The sequence below is a fragment of the Streptomyces sp. NPDC041135 genome (assembly GCF_055592085.1).
This window is the reverse complement of record NZ_JBVIYZ010000009.1, coordinates 154,583-172,846: the sequence shown is the minus strand read 5'-3', so window position 1 is coordinate 172,846 and position 18,264 is coordinate 154,583. Positions and strand designations below refer to the sequence as shown.

Here is an 18,264-nt window from a genome sequence, read left to right as displayed (position 1 = left end):
ATGCGGGGGAGGGCGCGGGGATGACGGGGACGCGGTCACGGCGGAGGACTGCCGTCGGGGTCGGGGTCGGGGTCAAAGGCGGCGGCGGGGGGAGGGGCACGGACCTGACGGCTCCCGGCCTCTGGTCGCGGGACTTCGCCCTGTTCTTCGGAGCGCGAGCCGTCGCCCGGCTCGGCGACGCCATGCTGCCCGTGGCCCTCGCCGCGGGTCTGCTGCGCCACGGGTACGGTGCCGGCGCGGTCGGCCTGGCCATGGCCTCCACGGCCGCCGCCTTCGCCGGGCTCGTCGTCTTCGGCGGGGTCGTCGCCGACCGGTTCAGCACCCGCCGGCTGATGATCGGCGCCGACCTCGTCCGGCTGGTCGCCCAGGCCCTCGCGGCCTTCCTCTTCTTCACCGGCCAGGTGGTCCTGTGGCAGGTGTGCGCGATCGGCGTCGTGAACGGGGTGGCGGGCGCGGTCTTCCAGCCCGGTGTGGCCAGCACCGTGCCCCGGCTGGCCACCGACGTCCAGCGCGCGAACGGCGCGATACGCGTCGCGGAGTCCGCGGCCCAGCTGGCCGGACCGGCCGTCGCGGGCGTCCTGGTCGGCTTCGCCTCGTCCGGCGCGGTGTTCGCCGCGCACGCCGGTACCTACGCGGTCAGCGCCCTGTGCCTGCTGCTGCTCCGGCTGCCGCCGCCGTCCGGCGACGGCCGCGCCGCCCGGCCGGGCATCCGCGCCTTCGGCACCGACCTGGCGGACGGCTGGCGGGAGTTCAGGTCGCGCACCTGGCTGTGGGCGGTGATCGCCGTGTGGTGCGTCTACATGATCGCCGTGTGGGGGCCGACCGTTCCGCTGGTGGCGACGCACATCGTGCACCATCACGGCCCGCGCGCCTACGGCCTGGTCAACTCGGCGCTCGGCGCGGGCACCGTCGCCGGCGGTCTGCTCGCCCTGCGGCTGCGGCCCCGCCGCATGCTGCGCGCCGGGGCGCTCGCGCTGTTCGCCTTCGCCGGGTTCCCGGCCGCGGTCGGCGCCGGTCTCGGCGTGCCCGCGATGGCGGCGGGCGCGGCCGCAGCCGGGGCCGGGATGTCGTTCTGGGGCGTGATGTGGGAGACCAGCGTGCAGACGCAGGTCCCGTCCGACGTCCTCAACCGCATCCACGCCTACGACGTGGCCGGCTCCCTGGCGATGCTGCCGGTCGGCCAGGCCCTCGCCGGCCCGGCGGCCGGGGTGCTGGGCACCGGGCACGTCCTGCTGGCCGCCGGTGTGACGAGCCTCCTGGTCCCCGCCGCCCTCCTCGCGGTCCCCGCGATCCGTGACCTGCCCCGCGCCGCGCCGCCCATCGCCGGCCCGCGCCGCACCGGGCCGCTGTCCGCGGGCCCGCTGCCGGTCGGCCTGTCTCCCGCCGAACCGCGTTCCGCCGAGCCGCCTCCCGCCGGCCCGCTGCCCGCCGACCGGCCGCCGACGGCCGGCTGAGCAGTGCTTTCACCGGCTCCCGAGCGGGGCGCCGCCCCCGAGGAACCCGGTGATGCGCTGCCGCAGGGATGCCGGGTCGAGGCCGTGGGCCACCGTGTGCTCCTCGACGGTGCCGTAGCGCCGCAGTTCCCGCCGGCCCACGCCCAGGCCGAGCACCCGGTGCGGCACATCGGCCAGCGCCTCGGTCACCGCTGCCGTGGAGGTGCCCGCGAGATACGGCTCCACCAGCACGACGTCCGTGCCCGCGGCCCGCGTCGCCCGGCGCAGCGCGGCCGCGTCGAAGGGCCGTACCGTCGTCGCGTACAGGACGGTGACGTCCAGCCCCTCCGTGGCGGCGAGCACCGCGTCCAGCAGCGGACCGACGGCGACCACCACACCCGCCCGCCCCGTACGGACGCTCACCAGGTGCTCCCCGTCCACCGCGAGCTCCTGCCGGTTGGCCCGCTCCGACAGCCGGACGTAGACCTTGTCGTCCCCGGCGGCGACCGCGTGCCGCAGCAGCGTCCCCGCCTCCTCCGGGTGGCCCGGCACATGTACGGTCCAGCCGTCCAGCGTGTCGAGCAGGGCCACGTCGCCGGGGGCCATGTGGGTGTAGCCGCCGGCCGGCCAGTCGAAGGAGGCGGCCGCGCTCACCAGCACCGCACCGGCGTCCTGGTGTCCCAGGTCCAGCTTGACCTGCTCGAACGGCCGCTCGACGAGGAAGCTGGCGAAGGTGTGGACGACCGGCCGCAGCCCGGTCAGCGCCAGCCCGGCCGCCGCGCCGATCAGCAGCTGCTCGCGGATGCCGACGTTGATCACGCGGTCGGGGTGCCGTCGCCAGGCCTCGGTGAAGCCGTCGCGGCCGATCTCGGCGAGGACGACCGCGACGCGCGGGTCCTCGTCCAGCAGACGGGAGACGACAGGGGCGAGCCGGTCACGCATCGTGTCCATGGGGAGCCTTTCCGGTAAGTCGGCAAGAGGGCGGAGCAGCGGGGAGGAGGTCACCGGAGCCGGGTCAGGGCTGCTTCGGTTCCACCCGGGCCACGACGACGTGCGGCCGCCCGGGATGCGGAGCGGTGAAGGCGGCGTACAGCGCGTCGTGGTCCCGCCCGTCGACGGTCAGCGCCGACCACCCCGCCGCCTCGAAACGCGCCGCGATCCCGCCCGGCCGGGCGTGGCTGGCGGAGGCGTTGTCGATGACCACGGTGTGCAGCCGTTCGAGACCGGCCGGTCCGGCGAAGGCGACGGCCTCGTGGTTGCTGCCCTCGTCCAGCTCGGCGTCGCCGGTCAGCACCCACACCCGGGGGTCGTCCAGCCCCTGGGCGCGCAGCCCCAGCGCCATGCCGACGGCGATCGGCAGGCCGTGCCCGAGCGACCCGCTGCCGATCTCCGCGCCGGGCACCAGCACCCGGTCGGGATGGTGGCCGAGGGGGGAGTCGTAGGTGCCGAAGCCGGGCAGCCAGTCGACCGGGACGAAGCCCTTGGCGGCCAGGACGGCGTAGTACGCCATCGGGCCGTGCCCCTTGCTGAGCAGGAACCGGTCCCGGAGCGGGTCGTCCGCGCGTTCGGGGGCGACCCGCAGCACCCGGTCGTAGAGCACCCACAGCGCGTCCAGCGTGGAGGTCGCCGCCGGACCGTGCTTCTCGTCGCCCGTCATGAGCGCCATCAGGCCGGGCAGGTCGGCGTAGGCGAAGCCGCCTCCGGCGGGGCGTCCGTGTTCCTCGGTGATCGTCATACCGACGAGCGTGCAACCTCAACCGGACTTGAGGTCAACGGGTAAGTCGTGCGCGACCACCGACGCGAGTGCGGTATTGTTTCCCTGCGCGTTTCGGCCGGGGAAATCCCAGGTCAAACGGCACCGGGACGTGGCGCAGCTTGGTAGCGCACTTGACTGGGGGTCAAGGGGTCGCAGGTTCAAATCCTGTCGTCCCGACCAGCTTGTAGCAGGTCGGAGGCCGTCTTCTCAGAGATGAGAAGGCGGCCTTTTTCGTATGCGCCCACGGGTTCCCCCGGCGGGCCCGTCACCCGCTGTTCACTAAGTTGGGTCACTCGTTCTCTTGAATGATTCGTGTTTAGGGCGGTAGGTTGGTCGTCATGACCGCCTCCCCGCCGCCCACCGCCGCCGAGGAGCTGCGCGGCGCGGGCCTGCGTGTGACGGCCGCCCGGGTGGCCCTGCTCGAGACCGTCCGGGACGGTGACCACCTCGGCGCCGAGGCGATCGCCACCGGGGTGCGCGGCCGCGTGGGCCACATCTCCGTGCAGGCGGTGTACGAGGCGCTGCACGCGCTCACCGCGGCGGGTCTCATACGCCGCATCGAGCCGGCCGGTCACCCGGCCCGGTTCGAGGGCCGGGTCGGCGACAACCACCACCACGTCGTGTGCCGGTCGTGCGGTGCCCTCGCGGACGTCGACTGCGCGGCCGGCGAGGCGCCCTGCCTGACCGCGTCCGACGACCACGGCTTCTCCATCGACGAGGCCGAGGTCACCTACTGGGGCCTGTGCCCCGACTGTGCCCGTCGGCCGTAGCGCGGGTCCCGGTCCCCGGGCCGGGAGCCGGTCCGAGAGGTCCGGCCCGGCTCCCCGGGCCCTGGCCACCGAGCTTCCTCCTCCAGTTCCGCCCGTAGTTCCGTCCGAGTTCCGCCCGTAGTTCCTGAGCACGTGTTCCGCCCCGTTCGGAAGGATTGCCATGACCGAGAACCACGACGCGATCGTCACAGACCCGAAGCCGGAGGAGACGGGGGGCGGCTGCCCGGTCGCGCACGGCCGCGCCCCGCACCCGACCCAGGGCGGCGGCAACCGCCAGTGGTGGCCGGAGCGGCTCAACCTCAAGATCCTCGCCAAGAACCCCGCCGTGGCCAACCCGCTCGGCGCGGAGTTCAACTACGCCGAGGCGTTCAAGAGCCTCGACCTGCCGGCCGTGAAGCGTGACATCGCGGAGGTGTTGACCACCTCGCAGGACTGGTGGCCCGCCGACTTCGGCCACTACGGCCCCCTGATCGTCCGCATGGCCTGGCACAGCGCCGGCACCTACCGGATCAGCGACGGCCGCGGCGGCGCCGGTGCCGGCCAGCAGCGCTTCGCGCCGCTCAACAGCTGGCCGGACAACGCCAACCTGGACAAGGCCCGGCGCCTGCTGTGGCCGGTCAAGAAGAAGTACGGCCAGAGCATCTCCTGGGCCGACCTGATGATCCTCGCCGGCAACGTGGCCCTGGAGTCGATGGGCTTCGAGACCTTCGGCTTCGGCGGCGGCCGCGAGGACGTCTGGGAGCCGGAGGAGGACGTCTACTGGGGCCCCGAGACCACCTGGCTCGACGACGAGCGCTACACCGGCGACCGTGAGCTGGAGAACCCGCTCGGCGCGGTGCAGATGGGCCTGATCTACGTCAACCCCGAGGGTCCCAACGGCAACCCGGACCCGATCGCCTCCGCCCGCGACATCCGCGAGACGTTCGGCCGGATGGCGATGAACGACGAGGAGACGGTCGCGCTGATCGCCGGCGGCCACACCTTCGGCAAGACCCACGGCGCCGGTCCCGCCGACCACGTCGGCGACGACCCCGAGGCCGCCTCGCTGGCGGAGCAGGGCCTGGGCTGGCGCAGCTCCTTCGGTACCGGCAAGGGTGGCGACACGATCACCAGCGGTCTCGAGGTCACCTGGACCAACACGCCCACCACGTGGGACAACAGCTTCTTCGAGATCCTCTTCGGCTACGAGTGGGAGCTGACCAAGAGCCCCGCGGGCGCCAACCAGTGGCGGCCGAAGGGCGGCGCCGGCGCGGGCACCGTGCCCGACGCCCACGACCCGGCGAAGAGCCACGCCCCGCAGATGCTGACGACGGACCTGGCGCTCCGCTTCGACCCGGTCTACGAGCAGATCTCGCGGCGCTTCCTGGAGAACCCCGACGCCTTCGCCGACGCCTTCGCCCGCGCCTGGTACAAGCTGACCCACCGCGACATGGGCCCCGTCGTGCGCTACCTCGGCCCCGAGGTGCCCAGTGAGACGCTGCTGTGGCAGGACCCGCTGCCCGCGCGGACGTACGAGCTGATCGACGCCGGCGACGTCGCCGCCCTCAAGGAGCAGGTCCTCGGCTCCGGCCTGTCGGTGTCCCAGCTGGTGTCGACCGCCTGGGCCTCCGCCTCCTCCTTCCGCGGCAGCGACAAGCGCGGCGGTGCCAACGGCGCCCGCATCCGCCTGGAGCCCCAGCGCGGCTGGCAGGTCAACGACCCCGACGAGCTGGCCTCCGTGCTGCGCACGCTGGAGGGCGTCCAGCAGTCCTTCAACGCCGCGCAGACCGGCGGCAAGCAGGTCTCCCTGGCCGACCTGATCGTCCTCGCCGGCGCCGCCGGTGTGGAGAAGGCCGCCAAGGACGCCGGGTTCGACGTCGAGGTGCCCTTCACGCCGGGCCGGGTGGACGCCTCGCAGGAGGAGACGGACGTCGAGTCGTTCGCCGCGCTCGAGCCGGCCGCCGACGGGTTCCGCAACTACCTCGGCAAGGGCAACCGCCTGCCGGCCGAGTACCTGCTGCTCGACCGGGCCAACCTGCTGAACCTGAGCGCGCCCGAGCTGACGGTCCTGGTCGGCGGCCTGCGCGTGCTGGGCGCCAACCACCAGGGCTCCGCGCACGGTGTCCTCACCACGACCCCGGGCACGCTGACCAACGACTTCTTCGTCAACCTGCTCGACCTGGGCACCACGTGGACGTCGACGTCCGAGGACCAGCAGACCTTCGAGGGCCGCGACGCGGCCACCGGCGAGGTCAAGTGGACCGGTACCCGCGCCGACCTGGTCTTCGGCTCGAACTCCGAGCTGCGCGCGCTCGCCGAGGTCTACGCGAGCGACGACGCGAAGCAGAAGTTCGTCACGGACTTCGTCGCCGCGTGGGACAAGGTCATGAACCTCGACCGGTTCGACCTGGTCTGACCCCGGCCGCCTGACAGGGCACCGGACACCCGGACCGGACACCCGGAGGGCCTCCGCGGGCAGTTGCCCGCGGAGGCCCTCCGCGTCCGTTCACGGCGCCTGCGCTCACGTGCGCCCACGGCGCGTACGCCCACCGCCCGCCGGGTGCGCGGGCCGACGTCAGGACACGTGACCGATGTGCGCCAGCGCCTGCTTCAGCAGCACCCCGTGGCCACCGGGCATCTCGCCCTGCACCGCCGCCGACGCGGCCTCCTGCGGCGAGAACCAGACCAGGTCCAGCGCGTCCTGCCGGGGACGGCAGTCGCCGGTCACCGGGACGATGTAGGCGAGGGACACCGCGTGCTGGCGCGGGTCGTGGTACGGCGTGATGCCCGCGGTCGGGAAGTACTCGGCGACGGTGAAGGGCTGGAGGGACGGCGGCACGCGCGGCAGCGCGACGGGGCCGAGGTCCTTCTCCAGGTGCCGCAGCAAGGCGTCGCGGACCCGTTCGTGGTGCAGCACCCGGCCGGAGACCAGGGTCCGGCTGACCGTACCTTCCGGGCCGATGCGCAGCAGGACGCCGATGCTGGTGACGTCGCCGCTGTCGTCGACGCGCACGGGCACGGCCTCGACGTACAGGATCGGCATGCGGGCCCTGGCCATCTCCAGCTCGTCCGTGGTCAGCCAGCCGGGCGTGGTATCGGTCATGTCAGACATTGGTTGATCATACTTTCCGGATGGGGCGGGCGCTCAGTCGTGTGCTGCCGCCTGCTCGGCGGGTCGTCCGCCGCCATTGTGCAGCGGCCCGCTCGCGCTGTCCCGGGAATCCGCCGCAGCGGGCGGTTCCGTCATCGTCCACCCCATTTCGGGCCCGGCCCGCCCCATGGGTGACACTGGTGCGCGTACGCCGTCGCCCCGACCGGAAGCAGGACATGCCCGCCTCGCCCGCGCCCCTCCTCACCCACGACCCCGGCACCTGCGCCGCCGACATCCGTCTCGTCGTCACGGACATGGACGGCACCCTCCTGGACGACGCCAAGCGGATCCCGGCGGGGCTGTGGCCGATGCTCGCCGAACTGCGCCGGCGCGGGGTGCTGTTCAGCCCGGCGAGCGGCCGCCAGTACGCCACGCTGGCCCGGCAGTTCGCGGAGGTCGCCGAGGGCATGGTGTTCATCGCGGAGAACGGCACCTACGTGGTGCGCGACGGCGTGGAACTCGCCTCGGACCCGATGGACCCCGCCGTCGCCGCCGACGTGGCGCGCACGGCGCGGCACCTGGTCACGGACGGCGCCGACGTGGGCGCCGTCGTGTGCGGCAAGCGCTCCGCGTACGTCGAGCGGACCGACGAGCCGTTCCTGGCCGAGGTGCGCAAGTACTACGTGGAGCACCGGATCGTGCCGGACGTCACCGCCGTCGACGACGAGGTGATCAAGGTGGCGCTGTTCGACTTCGGCTCCGCCGAGCGGACCACGGCCCCGGCACTGGAGGCGTTCGCCGCCACGCACAAGGTCGTCGTCTCGGGCGAGCACTGGGTCGACGTCATGAACAGCACCGCCGACAAGGGCACCGCCCTGCGCGCCCTCCAGGCCGAGCTGGGCATCACCCCGGCCCAGACGATGGTCTTCGGCGACTACCTCAACGACCTGGAGATGCTCGACGCCGCCGACTGGTCCTTCGCCATGGCCAACGCCCACCCCGAGGTCCACCGCCGGGCCCGCCACACGGCCCCGTCCAACAACGACAACGGCGTCCTGCGCACGATCGCCCGGGTACTGCGCATACCCGGGCACTGAGCGGCGGAGAACCAGAGGCGGCGAACGGACCGCCACACACCACCGCGCCCGGACACGCACGGCACGTGGCGGCGTGGCAGGGCGCGGGCGCGGCGACTGCGGTGTGCCCGGGCTCGTTCGTCCCGGTCCTACGGCTACGGCTCCGGCTACGGTCTGCCCGGGTCGTGGCCCAGGGTCAGCAGGCGGTGGCGGCGGCGGGTGTCCTCGGGGCCGGTGCCGTTCTCCTCGTCCACCAGGTCCCCGACCGTGTCGACGACGTGGTACATCACCTCGATGTCGGCGTCGGTGAGGTCGGTGCGCCGCTTCTGCATGAGGGCGAGGAGGTCTTCCCCGGTGGGGGTGCCCTCGGCGTCCTCCGGCAGGGGCTCGGCGTTCTCGTCGGCGTCGCGGACCTGCAGCCAGGCCGCGAGTTCCTGCGACGTCATGTTCACCACGCGGTGGAACTCCTCCCACAGCGCGTCGAGTTCGAGGGCGTCGGCCATCGGGTGGTCCCCTTCCGGGCCGTGGAGGTGCGTACGGTTCTCCCGTGGTCCGCCGCAGCGGACGCGGTCACTTCTCGTCGCGCCAGTTCTCGGCCTCGAACATCCACCGCTCCTTCTCCAGCTCGGCGGTCAGCCCGATCAGCAGGTCCTGGGTGACCGGATCGGCCTTCTCGGTCGCCTCGATCCGCTCGCGCAGCCGCTTGATCGCCGCCTCCAGGGTCTCCACCATGAGGCTGACGACCTCGTTGTCGCGCTGCCAGCCCTCCTTGGTGCCGGGCAGCCCGAGGGACGCGGCGACGGTCTCCGGGCGGCCGTCGGGGGAGATCCCCAGCGCGGCGGCGCGCTCGGCGACCGTGTCGGAGTAGGTGCGGGCCGTCGCGACCACCTCGTCGAGCTGGAGGTGGATCGAGCGGAACCGGGGCCCCACGACGTTCCAGTGCACCTGCTTGCCGATCAGCGACAGTCCGAGCAGGTCGACCAGCGTCTCCTGGAGGGCGTTCCCGGTCGTACGGAGCGCCTCGTCGGGCAGAGTGCTCTTCACCACGGTCATGGTGCGCTTCTTCCCCTTCGTGTTCGTCCACGTCATCGGCGTCGCCGCGTAGTCCGGGTCGCGTGTCCCGCGTGCGTCGCGTGCGCCGTCCACGACGTGTTCGTCGTCTGCGGACTCTTCCGTTGTCCTGCGACGCGGGTGCCCCGGGTGAATCGGTGCAAACGCGGCTGATCAGCGCGGTGGCGGGGAGCGGACCGGCCGGCCGGCCGCCCGCGCGTCACCCGTCCGCGGCCAGGGCCGGGACGCCGTCCAGGAAGGCGATGAGGTCGGCGAGGACCGCCGTCCGGTTCGTCTCGTGGAACACCTCGTGCCGGGCCCCGGCGTAGATCCGCGCGGTCGCCGTGCCGCCGCTCAGCCGCGCCACCCCGGTCCGGCTGCCCGGCAGCGGGACGAGCCGGTCGTCGTCGCCGTGCAGCCACAGCAGCGGCGGGCCGGCGGCGCCGCCCCGGGCCACGGTCTCCAGGCCCCGTACGAACGCCTGGAGCGTCGGCCGTTTCATCGGGCCGTGCCACACCAGCGGGTCGGCGGCGTACGCGGCGCCGACGGCCGGGTCGCGGGAGAGCGCGGCCGGGTTGAGCGGGGTGGCGGGGATCTCGTCGAGGGCGAGCAGCCGCCCGGGCAGTTCCCAGGCGCCGATCACCGGGCCGGACAGGACGAGGGCGGCCGTCCCGGCGCCGTACCGCTGGGTGTGGCGGGCGGCGACGAGCCCGCCCATGGAGTGGCCGATCACCACCAGCGGCAGGCCGGGACACGTGGCGCGGGCCAGCGCGGCCGCCGCCTGGAGGTCGGCGGTCAGGTCCTCGAAGTCCTCGACGAGCGCGCGTTCGCCGGCCGACCGCCCGTGCCCGGCGTGGTCCGGCGCGAACACGGCCGCCCCGTGCCCGGCGAGGACACCGGCGACCTCCCCGTACCGCCCGGCGTGCTCGCCATAGCCGTGCGCGAGGAGCGCGACGTACCGTGGCCGGGCGTGCGGCCACTCATGGACGGCCAGGGCGCCCCGGGTCCCGGTGAGGGTGTGCACGCGGACGTCGGCCATGGCTCCTCCGGCTGCCTCGGTGAAGGTTCCGGCAGATCTTCCCAGGGGGCCGGTCGGAGGTCTATAGTCTAAAACTAGCAGTGCTAATTAAGACTGCGGAGCTGAACCCCAGCTGATCCACACCGTCGTCGGTCAGGAGTCACCAGTCGTGCGTCCCGTCCACTTCGCGGCCGCCCGCCGCACCCCGATCGGCAAGCTGCGCGGAGCCCTCTCCCAGGTACGGCCCGACGACCTGGCGGCCGCCGTGATCCGCCGGCTGGTGGCCGACGTGCCCACGCTCGACCCCGCCCGGATCGACGACGTCTACTGGGGCGCCGCCAACCAGGCCGGCGAGGACAACCGCAACGTCGCCCGGATGGCCGCGCTGCTGGCCGGACTGCCCGAGACCGTGCCCGGCGCCACCGTCAACCGGCTGTGCGCCTCCGGCCTCGAGGCGGTCACCACCGCCGCCCGCACGATCGCGGCGGGCGAGGCGGACGTCGTGCTGGCCGGCGGCTCGGAGTCGATGAGCCGCGCCCCCTTCGTGCTGCCCCGCCCCGACGAGGCCCTGCCGCACCGCATCGAGACGGTCGACACCCGCCTCGGCTGGCGCCTGGTCAACCCGGCGATGAAGGACCTGCACGGCCTGCTCGCCATGGGGGAGACGGCCGAGGAGGTCGCCGACCGGTACGGCATCTCCCGCGCCCGGCAGGACGAGTTCGCCCTGCGCAGCCACCGACTGGCCGCCGCCGCCCGCAAGGACGGCCACTTCGACGCCGAACTCCTGCCCTACGAGCGCCCGGACGGCGTGGTCGTGGACGCCGACGAGTGCGTCCGCGAGGACACCTCGCCGGAGAAGCTCGCCCGGCTCAAGCCGGTCTTCCGCGCGGACGGCACGGTCACCGCCGGCAACGCCTCGCCGATGAACGACGGCGCGGCCGGTCTGCTGCTGGTCAGCGAGGAGGCGCTGCACGAGCTGGGGCTCCAGTCCCTGGGCCGGTACGTCGCGGGCGCCTCCGCGGGCGTCCACCCCGACGTGATGGGCATCGGACCCGTGCCCGCCACCCGCAAGGCGCTCGCCCGGGCCGGCTGGCAGGTCGCCGACCTGGAGGAGGCCGAGTTCAACGAGGCGTTCGCCGCACAGGCGCTGGCCTGCGTCGACCAGCTCGGCATCGACCCGGACCTGGTGAACCCCAGCGGCGGCGCCATCGCCCTCGGTCACCCCCTCGGCTGCTCGGGGGCCCGCATCCTCACCACCCTGCTGCACCGCATGCGGCGCACGGGGGCACGGCGCGGACTGGCGACGATGTGCGTGGGGGTGGGACAGGGCAGCGCGGTGCTGGTCGACCGGCCCTGAGCCGCCGGCCGGCACACCCCGAGCCACCGGACCCCGAGCCACCGGACCGCGGGGCACCGGACCGCGGGGCACCGGGTCGCGGGACGGTCCCCGGCGGATGCCGGGCCCGGCAGCCGCGGCCCGCCCGCGCCCGCAACACGAGCCGCGAGAAAACGGAGCGACACTGGCATGGCAACCCTCTCCCTGGCCGCGATCCTCGCCGAGAACGCCCGGCGCCGCCCGGACCGGACCGCCCTCGTCGAGGGCGACCTGCGGCTGACCTTCACCGAGGTCTGGCGCCGGGCGCTGGCGCAGGCGGGCGCACTCGTCGGCCTGGGCGTACGGCCGGGCGACCGGGTCGCCCTGATGGCGCCGAACACGGCCGAGTTCCCGGTGGCGTACTACGCCGTCGCCGCAGCGGGCGGCGTCGTCGTCCCCGTCCACCTGCTGCTGTCGGCGCCGGAGGTCGAGCACGTCCTGACCGACAGCGGGGCGACGCTGCTGCTGGTCCACCCGGCGCAGGCGCACACCGGGGCGGCCGCCGCGCAGGCCACCGGCGTCCGGTGCCTCACCCTGGGCGCCGAGTTCGACAAGCTCGCGGCCGACGCCGAGCCGCTGCCGTCGTACCTCAGCCGCGCCGCCGACGACCCGGCGGTGATCTTCTACACCAGCGGGACGACCGGCGTGCCCAAGGGCGCCGTGCTCAGCCACTTCAACCTGGTGATGAACGCGACCGTCAACGCCTTCGACGCCAACGACATCCGGGCCGACGACGTCGCGCTCGGCGCGCTGCCGCTGTTCCACGCCTTCGGCCAGACGGTGTCGCTGAACTCGACCTGGCGGGCGGGCGCGACCCTGGTCCTGCTGCCCCGCTTCGACGCCGCCCGCGCGATCGAGCTGATGGTGCGGGAGGGCGTGAACACCTTCCACGGGGTGCCGACGATGTTCGTGTCCCTGGCGGCGGCCGCCGCCGGCGCCGACGCGCTGCCCGACCTGCGCGTGTGCGTCTCGGGCGGCGCCTCGCTGCCGGTGGCCGTGCTGGAGCGCTTCGAGGAGGCGTTCGGCGCGACGATCTACGAGGGCTACGGGCTGTCGGAGACCTCCCCGACGGCGACCGTCAACCAGCCGGTCTTCGGCACCCGGGCCGGCAGCATCGGTCACCCCCTGTGGGGCATCGACGTGGAGATCGCCCGCGCCGAGGTCGAGGGGCGCATCGAACTGCTGCCCCCGGGCGAGCTGGGCGAGGTCGTCATCCGCGGCCACAACGTCTTCTCCGGCTACCTCGGCCGCCCGGAGGCCACCGCCGAGGCCATGGTCGACGGCTGGTTCCGCACCGGTGACCTCGGCACCAAGGACGACGACGGCTTCCTGCGGATCGTCGACCGCAAGAAGGACGTCATCATCCGCGGCGGCTACAACGTCTACCCGAGGGAGGTCGAGGAGGTGCTGATGCGCCACCCCGGCGTCGCCCAGGTCGCCGTCATCGGCATCCCCGACGAACTGCACGGCGAGGAGGTCTGCGCCGTGGTCGTCCCGGCCCCGGGCGCCGCGCCCGACGGCGCGGAGATCACCGAGTGGTCCAAGCAGCACCTCGGACGGCACAAGTACCCGCGGCGCGTGGAGGTCACGGACGCGCTGCCGCTGGGGCCGAGCATGAAGGTGCTCAAGCGGGAACTGCGGACGCGGTACACGGAGTAACCGGGGACGCGGGAACTCCGGGGAGGCGGCGCCGCGTTCCGGCCGTGCCGACCAGCCACCGAGACGGTGCGCACGGATCGGACGCCCGCGCCTACCATCGATCTCCGCATGAACACGATGACGCTGTGGCACATATCCGGCTGGGGGTTCGCCGCGCTCGCCTGCGCGGCGCTGCTCGTCGGCTTCTCCAAGACCGCGGTGAGCGGGGCCAACACGGTCAGCCTCGCCGTCTTCGCGGCCGTCCTGCCCGCCCGCGCCTCCACCGGCGTCCTGCTGCCGATCCTGATCGTCGGCGACGTGCTCGCGGTCGTCACCTACCGGCGGCACGCCCACTGGCCCACCCTGTGGCGGCTGTTGCCCGCGGTGGCGGCCGGCGTGGTGATCGGCACGCTCTTCCTGGTGTGGGCCGACGACGGTGTCGTACGCACCTCGATCGGCGCGATCCTGCTGCTGATGGCCGGGGTCACGCTGTGGCGCCGGCGCGGCGCCACGCCGGAGGACGCCGGTGGCGCCCCGGACGCGGAAACCGGCCGGACCGGCCGGGCGAAGGCCCGCTCCTACGGCGTCCTCGGCGGGTTCACCACGATGGTCGCCAACGCGGGCGGACCGGTGATGTCGCTGTACCTGCTGTCGGCGGGCTTCCGCAAGCTCGGCTTCCTGGGCACGTCCGCGTTCTTCTTCCTGATCGTGAACGTGTGCAAGGTGCCGTTCAGCGCGGGCCTCGGCCTCATCGACGGCCGCTCGCTGCTCCTTGACGCCGCGCTCGCCCTGTTCGTCGTGCCCGGCGCGCTGTTCGGCAAATGGGCTGTGAACAGGATCAACCAGCGTCTGTTCGAGCAACTCGTGATCGCGGCGACGATCCTGGGCGGCCTGCAACTGCTCGTGCACTGAACCCGTAACCCGTAGCCCGTAACGCGGAACCCCGACCCGACCCGACCCGACCGACCTGGGTCCCACCCCCGCCCCGCCGCGACAGCTCTAGGCTGCACCTCATGTCCCCGCACGTCCTGATCCTCGGCGGTACCACCGAGGCACGCCGGCTCGCCGCCGACCTCGCCGCGCGTCCCGGCCTCCGGGTGACCACCTCGCTGGCGGGCCGCGTGACCCGGCCGGGAGCACTGTCCGGCGAGGTGCGCACCGGCGGGTTCGGCGGCGCCGAGGGACTCGCCGACTGGCTGCGCGCCCACGCGGTGGACGCCGTCGTGGACGCCACCCACCCCTTCGCCACGTCGATCACCGCCAACGCGGCCCGCGCGGCCGCGGCCACCGGCCTGCCCGCGGTGGTCCTGCGCCGCCCGGGCTGGCGGCCCGGACCCGGCGACCGCTGGCACCCGGTCGCCTCGCTCGACGCCGCCGCCGAGGCGCTGCCCGGACTCGGCCGCCGGGTGCTGCTCACCACCGGGCGCCTGGGCCTGGCGTCCTTCGCCCACCTCACCGGCCTGCACTTCGTCGCGCGGTCGGTGGAGCCGCCCGGGCCGCCGCTGCCCCCCGACACCGAAGTCCTGCTCGCCCGGGGCCCGTTCACCGTCGAGGACGAGACGCGGCTGCTGCGGTCCCGGCGCATCGAGGTGCTGGTGACGAAGGACAGCGGGGGAGAGGCCACGGCGGCCAAGCTGACCGCCGCCCGCGCGCTGGGCCTGCCCGTGGTGGTCGTACGGCGGCCCGCGCTGCCCGAGGGGGTCAGCGCGGTGCCCGACACGGCCGGCGTGCTCGACCGGCTGGGGCTCGCCGTCCCGTGACCGGCCCGGACGGGCGCCGTCAGCCCCGGTCGGGGTGCCGGCGCAGCAGATACGTGTCCATGATCCAGCCCTTGCGCTCGCGGGCCTCGGCGCGCAGCCGCTCGATGCGCGGACCGGCCTCGGCGACCGGGCCGGAGACGAGTATCTCGTCCGGAGTGCCCAGATAGGCGCCCCAGTAGATGTCGACGTCCTCGTCGGCGTACCGGCGGAAGGCCTGGTGCGCGTCGAGCATCACCACCACGTCGTCCACGCCGTCCGGGAACCCCTCGGCGAGCCGCCGCCCGGTGGTGATCTGCACCGGCCGGGCCACCCGGTTCAGCCCCGTGCGGTGCCGGGCGACGAGCGAGGAGACACTGCTGATGCCGGGCACGACGTCGTACTCGAACGCCACCGCGCCCCGGGCCAGCACCTCCTGAAGGATGCCCAGCGTGCTGTCGTAGAGCGACGGATCGCCCCACACCAGGAACGCGCCACGCTCCTGCTCGCCCAGTTCCTCGGCGATCAGCCGCTCGTAGATGTCGGCGCGGGCGCTGCGCCAGTCCTCGACGGCCGGCGAGTAGGCGGCGCCGCCGGCGCGCCGGTCGCGCTCCGGGTCACGGGCCCGCACCACCCGGTACGACCCGTGCGGCACGTGCGTCTCCAGCATGTCCTGGCGCAGCCGCGTGAGGTCGCCCTTCACCTCGCCCTTGTCGAGCAGGAAGAACACGTCCGTGTCCCGCAGCGCCCGGACCGCCTGGAGGGTCAGCTGCTCGGGGTCGCCCGCGCCGATACCGATGACATGAATGGTTCGCACGCCCCGAGTCTGCCCCATGCCACCGACGGCCCCTCCACCGCCTCGGCGCCCCCCGCCGCGCGGCGGCCGCGGCGGGCGGTCCGGGGCGCCGGTCAGCCGCGCAGCCGGGGCGCCTCCGCGCGGGCGTCGACGGGATCGCCGCCCCGCTCCACACGCGCGGCCAGCTCCCGTCCCCACGCGGCCAGTCCGGGCAGGTCCATGCCGTGTGGCCGCGGCTCGTCCCGCTCCGCGGCCCACTCCTCGACCGCGCCGGCCCCGCGCCGCAGCAGCCGGGCCCCGCCGGTGACGTTCCCGCGGGCCGCGTGGGTGAGCCCCACCGCCAGCTGGGCCAGGCCCCGCCACAGCGCCCGCTCCGACTCGGGGCCCGACTTCCAGGCGTCCTCGAAGACCTCGTGCGCGTGGAAGGGCTTGCCCGAGTCGAGCAGTTCCTGAGCCTCGGCGACGCTGCGCACCGGATCGCGCACGACCCCCTCGGGCTGCCGCTCGACGCCCGGCGCGCCGTAGGGCAGCGGCCGCCCCAGCCCGTCCCGCGGCCGTGCGCTGCGCGCCCGACCGTCGGCGTCCCGGTCCCGCGCCCCGGCCGGCCGCCCTGCTCCTGAGCCCACGTCTCCCATACGACCGATTGTGCCCCCCGCTCCCCGGCCCCCTTCGGCGCCACCCGGCGCGTGGGGTACAGTGCTGTGCGTCGCGATCACGCGGGTCACCGCGGGTGAGCGCATCGGGACGTGGCGCAGCTTGGTAGCGCACTTGACTGGGGGTCAAGGGGTCGCAGGTTCAAATCCTGTCGTCCCGACAGGAGACGGTCGCAGATCAGGGCCGGTTTCGGAGGTGTCCGGAACCGGCCCTTGGTCATGTCCGGGAACCGGTCCCTCCCGGCCGAGGCGGGGACCAGTGCCCTCGCCCGGGGCCGGCGGTACGCGGTATCGCCGGCAGCAGGAGGCCCACGCCATCGCGGCAGATCAGCCCGAGGTACCGCAATGCGCCCGTGCCGTACGTGAGGTCACCCCGGCAGCATCCCGGGAGCGTGCGCCGGCCCGTCGCCGCAGCGATACGGTATGCGGCAGTCGATCGCGCGTTCCCCGATCGCTGACCAACAAGGGGGTTCCATGAAACACCGCCGCCCGCAGCCCCGTCACAGGGCCATCGCCAGAGCGGTCGGTTCGGCGGGTGCGCTGGCCGTGGCGCTGTCGGTCGGGATGACGCCGGCGATGGCCGCCGGGAAGACGTCGGCCACGCCTACGGCCACCGGCCTCTCGCCCGACGAGCCCGACCCGGACACGAACTGGGCGCCGGACAACGACGAGGCGCCGCTGCCCACGAAGTCCGTACGCCCTGAGGCGCTCATGTCCGGCCGCGCGGCCGCGTCGCCGCTGGAGCTGAAGATGCCCGCGCCGACCGGGCCGAACAGCGTGGGCATGGTGGGCCTGCACCTCGTCGACTCGTCCCGTACGGATCCGTACGTGGGCGGCAAGCGCGAGGTGATGGTGACGCTGTGGTATCCGGCCACCGCCACCTCCGGGCACTATCAGGCGCCGTGGATGCCGTCGATCTCCGGTGCCCACTTCCTCGCCTCGCGCGGGCTGTCGCCGCAGCAGGTGACCCTGCCGAGGACCGCGGGCCATGTCCTCGCCCCGGTGAAGACCTCGCTCGGCAAGCTGCCCGTCCTGCTGTACTCGACCGGGCTGCACTCGGACCGCGCGATGGGCACCGCGCTCGCCCAGGATCTCGCCAGCCGCGGCTACCTCGTCGTCACCGTCGACCACACCCACGACGCCAACGAGGTGCAGTTCCCCGGCAAGCGGCTCGAGGTCAACAGGATGCCGGCGGGCACCCACTCCTCCGACACGCTCAAAGTGCGCGCGGCCGACATCAAGTTCGTCATCAACCAGCTCGGCAAGATCAGCAGTGGCGGCAACCCGGACGCCGGCCACGCGACGCTGCCCTCCGGGCTGGCGCAGTCGGTGGACACGTCCCGTATCGGGATGTTCGGCTGGTCGCTGGGCGGCGCGGCGGTGGACACCGCCATGCAACTCGACAAGCGGATCGACGCCGGCGCCAACCTGGACGGCCAGTTCTTCGGGACGGCGCCGAGCAAGGATCTGGACCGGCCCTTCATGCTCTTCAGCTCGGGCACCCACAACCGCAACAACGACGGGTCGTGGCGCACGCTGTGGTCGCATCTGAAGGGGTACCGGGTCGACATCAAGCTCCATGGCGCGGCGCACCTGTCGTTCAGCGACCAGGAGTGGATGGTCCCGCAGGAGGCGGGCCTGCTCGGGCTCTCCCAGGCTCAGTTGCAGGAGCGGTACGGCACGATCGACCCGGCCCGGGCGGTCCAGGTCCAGCGCGTGTACCTTGCCGCCTTCTTCGACCAGACGGTGCGGCACAAGCACAGCACCCTGCTCGACGGACCCTCCGACAGGTATCCGGAGATCTCCTTCGTCCCCTGACGGGGTGGCCGCGTGCCGGGGTGGCGTGTGTCACCGGCGCCCGGTGTTCCCGACGTATTCGAATTAACACGTACG

The 18,264-nt window shown here is 73.7% G+C and carries 17 protein-coding genes and 2 tRNA genes; 11 read left to right on the top strand and 8 right to left on the bottom strand.

What is annotated here, in order from left to right; all coding sequences use genetic code 11:
* Positions 1-20: 20 nt before the first annotated feature.
* Positions 21-1,454 (top strand): MFS transporter, encoded by a 1,434-nt coding sequence (locus tag ACZ6CZ_RS22200; protein WP_469023768.1) that lies wholly within the window; start codon positions 21-23, stop codon positions 1,452-1,454.
* Between the two features lie 9 nt (positions 1,455-1,463).
* On the opposite strand, the gene ACZ6CZ_RS22195 is transcribed toward ACZ6CZ_RS22200, so the two are convergent.
* Both ACZ6CZ_RS22195 and ACZ6CZ_RS22190 read right to left on the bottom strand, forming a co-directional pair.
* Positions 1,464-2,384, bottom strand: a complete 921-nt coding sequence (locus tag ACZ6CZ_RS22195) for a transketolase family protein (protein ID WP_469023765.1) — start codon at positions 2,382-2,384, stop codon at positions 1,464-1,466.
* 64 nt (positions 2,385-2,448) lie between these two features.
* Positions 2,449-3,168 (bottom strand): transketolase, encoded by a 720-nt coding sequence (locus ACZ6CZ_RS22190; RefSeq protein WP_469023762.1) that lies wholly within the window; start codon positions 3,166-3,168, stop codon positions 2,449-2,451.
* A gap of 124 nt (positions 3,169-3,292) precedes the next feature.
* Between ACZ6CZ_RS22190 and ACZ6CZ_RS22185 the strand changes: the two genes are divergently transcribed.
* From ACZ6CZ_RS22185 to katG, 3 genes are all read left to right on the top strand, one after another.
* Positions 3,293-3,369, top strand: a tRNA-Pro gene (locus ACZ6CZ_RS22185).
* 158 nt (positions 3,370-3,527) lie between these two features.
* Positions 3,528-3,959 (top strand): Fur family transcriptional regulator, encoded by a 432-nt coding sequence (locus tag ACZ6CZ_RS22180; protein ID WP_469023759.1) that lies wholly within the window; start codon positions 3,528-3,530, stop codon positions 3,957-3,959.
* A gap of 160 nt (positions 3,960-4,119) precedes the next feature.
* Entirely contained in the window at positions 4,120-6,354 is a 2,235-nt protein-coding gene (gene katG / locus ACZ6CZ_RS22175; protein ID WP_469023756.1) for a catalase/peroxidase HPI, read from the top strand.
* Between the two features lie 159 nt (positions 6,355-6,513).
* Here katG and ACZ6CZ_RS22170 read toward each other — a convergent pair whose 3' ends face one another.
* Positions 6,514-7,050 carry an NUDIX hydrolase family protein gene (locus ACZ6CZ_RS22170; RefSeq protein WP_469023753.1) on the bottom strand — a complete coding sequence of 179 codons (537 nt, stop codon included), beginning with the start codon at positions 7,048-7,050 and terminating at the stop codon, positions 6,514-6,516.
* A gap of 215 nt (positions 7,051-7,265) precedes the next feature.
* Between ACZ6CZ_RS22170 and ACZ6CZ_RS22165 the strand changes: the two genes are divergently transcribed.
* Positions 7,266-8,126: a Cof-type HAD-IIB family hydrolase gene (locus ACZ6CZ_RS22165; protein ID WP_469024012.1), complete on the top strand. Its 861-nt coding sequence runs from the start codon at positions 7,266-7,268 to the stop codon at positions 8,124-8,126.
* 146 nt (positions 8,127-8,272) lie between these two features.
* Here ACZ6CZ_RS22165 and ACZ6CZ_RS22160 read toward each other — a convergent pair whose 3' ends face one another.
* The 3 genes from ACZ6CZ_RS22160 to ACZ6CZ_RS22150 all read right to left on the bottom strand — a co-directional run bounded on the left by ACZ6CZ_RS22160 (position 8,273) and on the right by ACZ6CZ_RS22150 (position 10,194).
* On the bottom strand, positions 8,273-8,608 hold the full coding sequence (locus ACZ6CZ_RS22160) for a DUF3140 domain-containing protein (protein ID WP_469023751.1): 336 nt from the start codon (positions 8,606-8,608) through the stop codon (positions 8,273-8,275).
* 67 nt (positions 8,609-8,675) lie between these two features.
* The gene (locus ACZ6CZ_RS22155; protein WP_469024010.1) at positions 8,676-9,158 is read right to left on the bottom strand and encodes a Dps family protein; all 483 of its coding nucleotides are present in this window, start codon (positions 9,156-9,158) and stop codon (positions 8,676-8,678) included.
* 217 nt (positions 9,159-9,375) lie between these two features.
* Positions 9,376-10,194 (bottom strand): alpha/beta fold hydrolase, encoded by an 819-nt coding sequence (locus tag ACZ6CZ_RS22150; RefSeq protein WP_469023748.1) that lies wholly within the window; start codon positions 10,192-10,194, stop codon positions 9,376-9,378.
* A 148-nt stretch (positions 10,195-10,342) separates the two neighbouring features.
* Here ACZ6CZ_RS22150 and ACZ6CZ_RS22145 point away from each other — a divergent pair, with 148 nt between their 5' ends.
* From ACZ6CZ_RS22145 to ACZ6CZ_RS22130, 4 genes are all read left to right on the top strand, one after another.
* Complete coding sequence (locus tag ACZ6CZ_RS22145) at positions 10,343-11,530, top strand: thiolase family protein (RefSeq protein WP_469023746.1); 1,188 nt, start codon at positions 10,343-10,345, stop codon at positions 11,528-11,530.
* 168 nt (positions 11,531-11,698) lie between these two features.
* Positions 11,699-13,207 carry a long-chain-fatty-acid--CoA ligase gene (locus ACZ6CZ_RS22140; RefSeq protein WP_469023744.1) on the top strand — a complete coding sequence of 503 codons (1,509 nt, stop codon included), beginning with the start codon at positions 11,699-11,701 and terminating at the stop codon, positions 13,205-13,207.
* A gap of 108 nt (positions 13,208-13,315) precedes the next feature.
* A complete protein-coding gene (locus tag ACZ6CZ_RS22135; protein WP_469023741.1) occupies positions 13,316-14,098 on the top strand; it encodes a sulfite exporter TauE/SafE family protein in 783 nt (260 codons plus the stop codon).
* Positions 14,099-14,199: 101 nt separating this feature from the next.
* Positions 14,200-14,946, top strand: coding sequence for a cobalt-precorrin-6A reductase (locus ACZ6CZ_RS22130; RefSeq protein ID WP_469023739.1), 747 nt, complete (start codon positions 14,200-14,202; stop codon positions 14,944-14,946).
* Positions 14,947-14,965: 19 nt separating this feature from the next.
* On the opposite strand, the gene cobF is transcribed toward ACZ6CZ_RS22130, so the two are convergent.
* Together cobF and ACZ6CZ_RS22120 are read right to left on the bottom strand one after the other, a co-directional pair.
* On the bottom strand, positions 14,966-15,739 hold the full coding sequence (cobF, locus tag ACZ6CZ_RS22125; RefSeq protein ID WP_469023736.1) for a precorrin-6A synthase (deacetylating): 774 nt from the start codon (positions 15,737-15,739) through the stop codon (positions 14,966-14,968).
* 92 nt (positions 15,740-15,831) lie between these two features.
* On the bottom strand, positions 15,832-16,353 hold the full coding sequence (locus ACZ6CZ_RS22120; RefSeq protein WP_469023733.1) for a DUF309 domain-containing protein: 522 nt from the start codon (positions 16,351-16,353) through the stop codon (positions 15,832-15,834).
* Between the two features lie 105 nt (positions 16,354-16,458).
* Here ACZ6CZ_RS22120 and ACZ6CZ_RS22115 point away from each other — a divergent pair.
* Together ACZ6CZ_RS22115 and ACZ6CZ_RS22110 are read left to right on the top strand one after the other, a co-directional pair.
* Positions 16,459-16,532, top strand: a tRNA-Pro gene (locus ACZ6CZ_RS22115).
* Between the two features lie 313 nt (positions 16,533-16,845).
* The gene (locus ACZ6CZ_RS22110; RefSeq protein WP_469023730.1) at positions 16,846-18,189 is read left to right on the top strand and encodes an alpha/beta hydrolase family protein; all 1,344 of its coding nucleotides are present in this window, start codon (positions 16,846-16,848) and stop codon (positions 18,187-18,189) included.
* Positions 18,190-18,264: the final 75 nt, after the last annotated feature.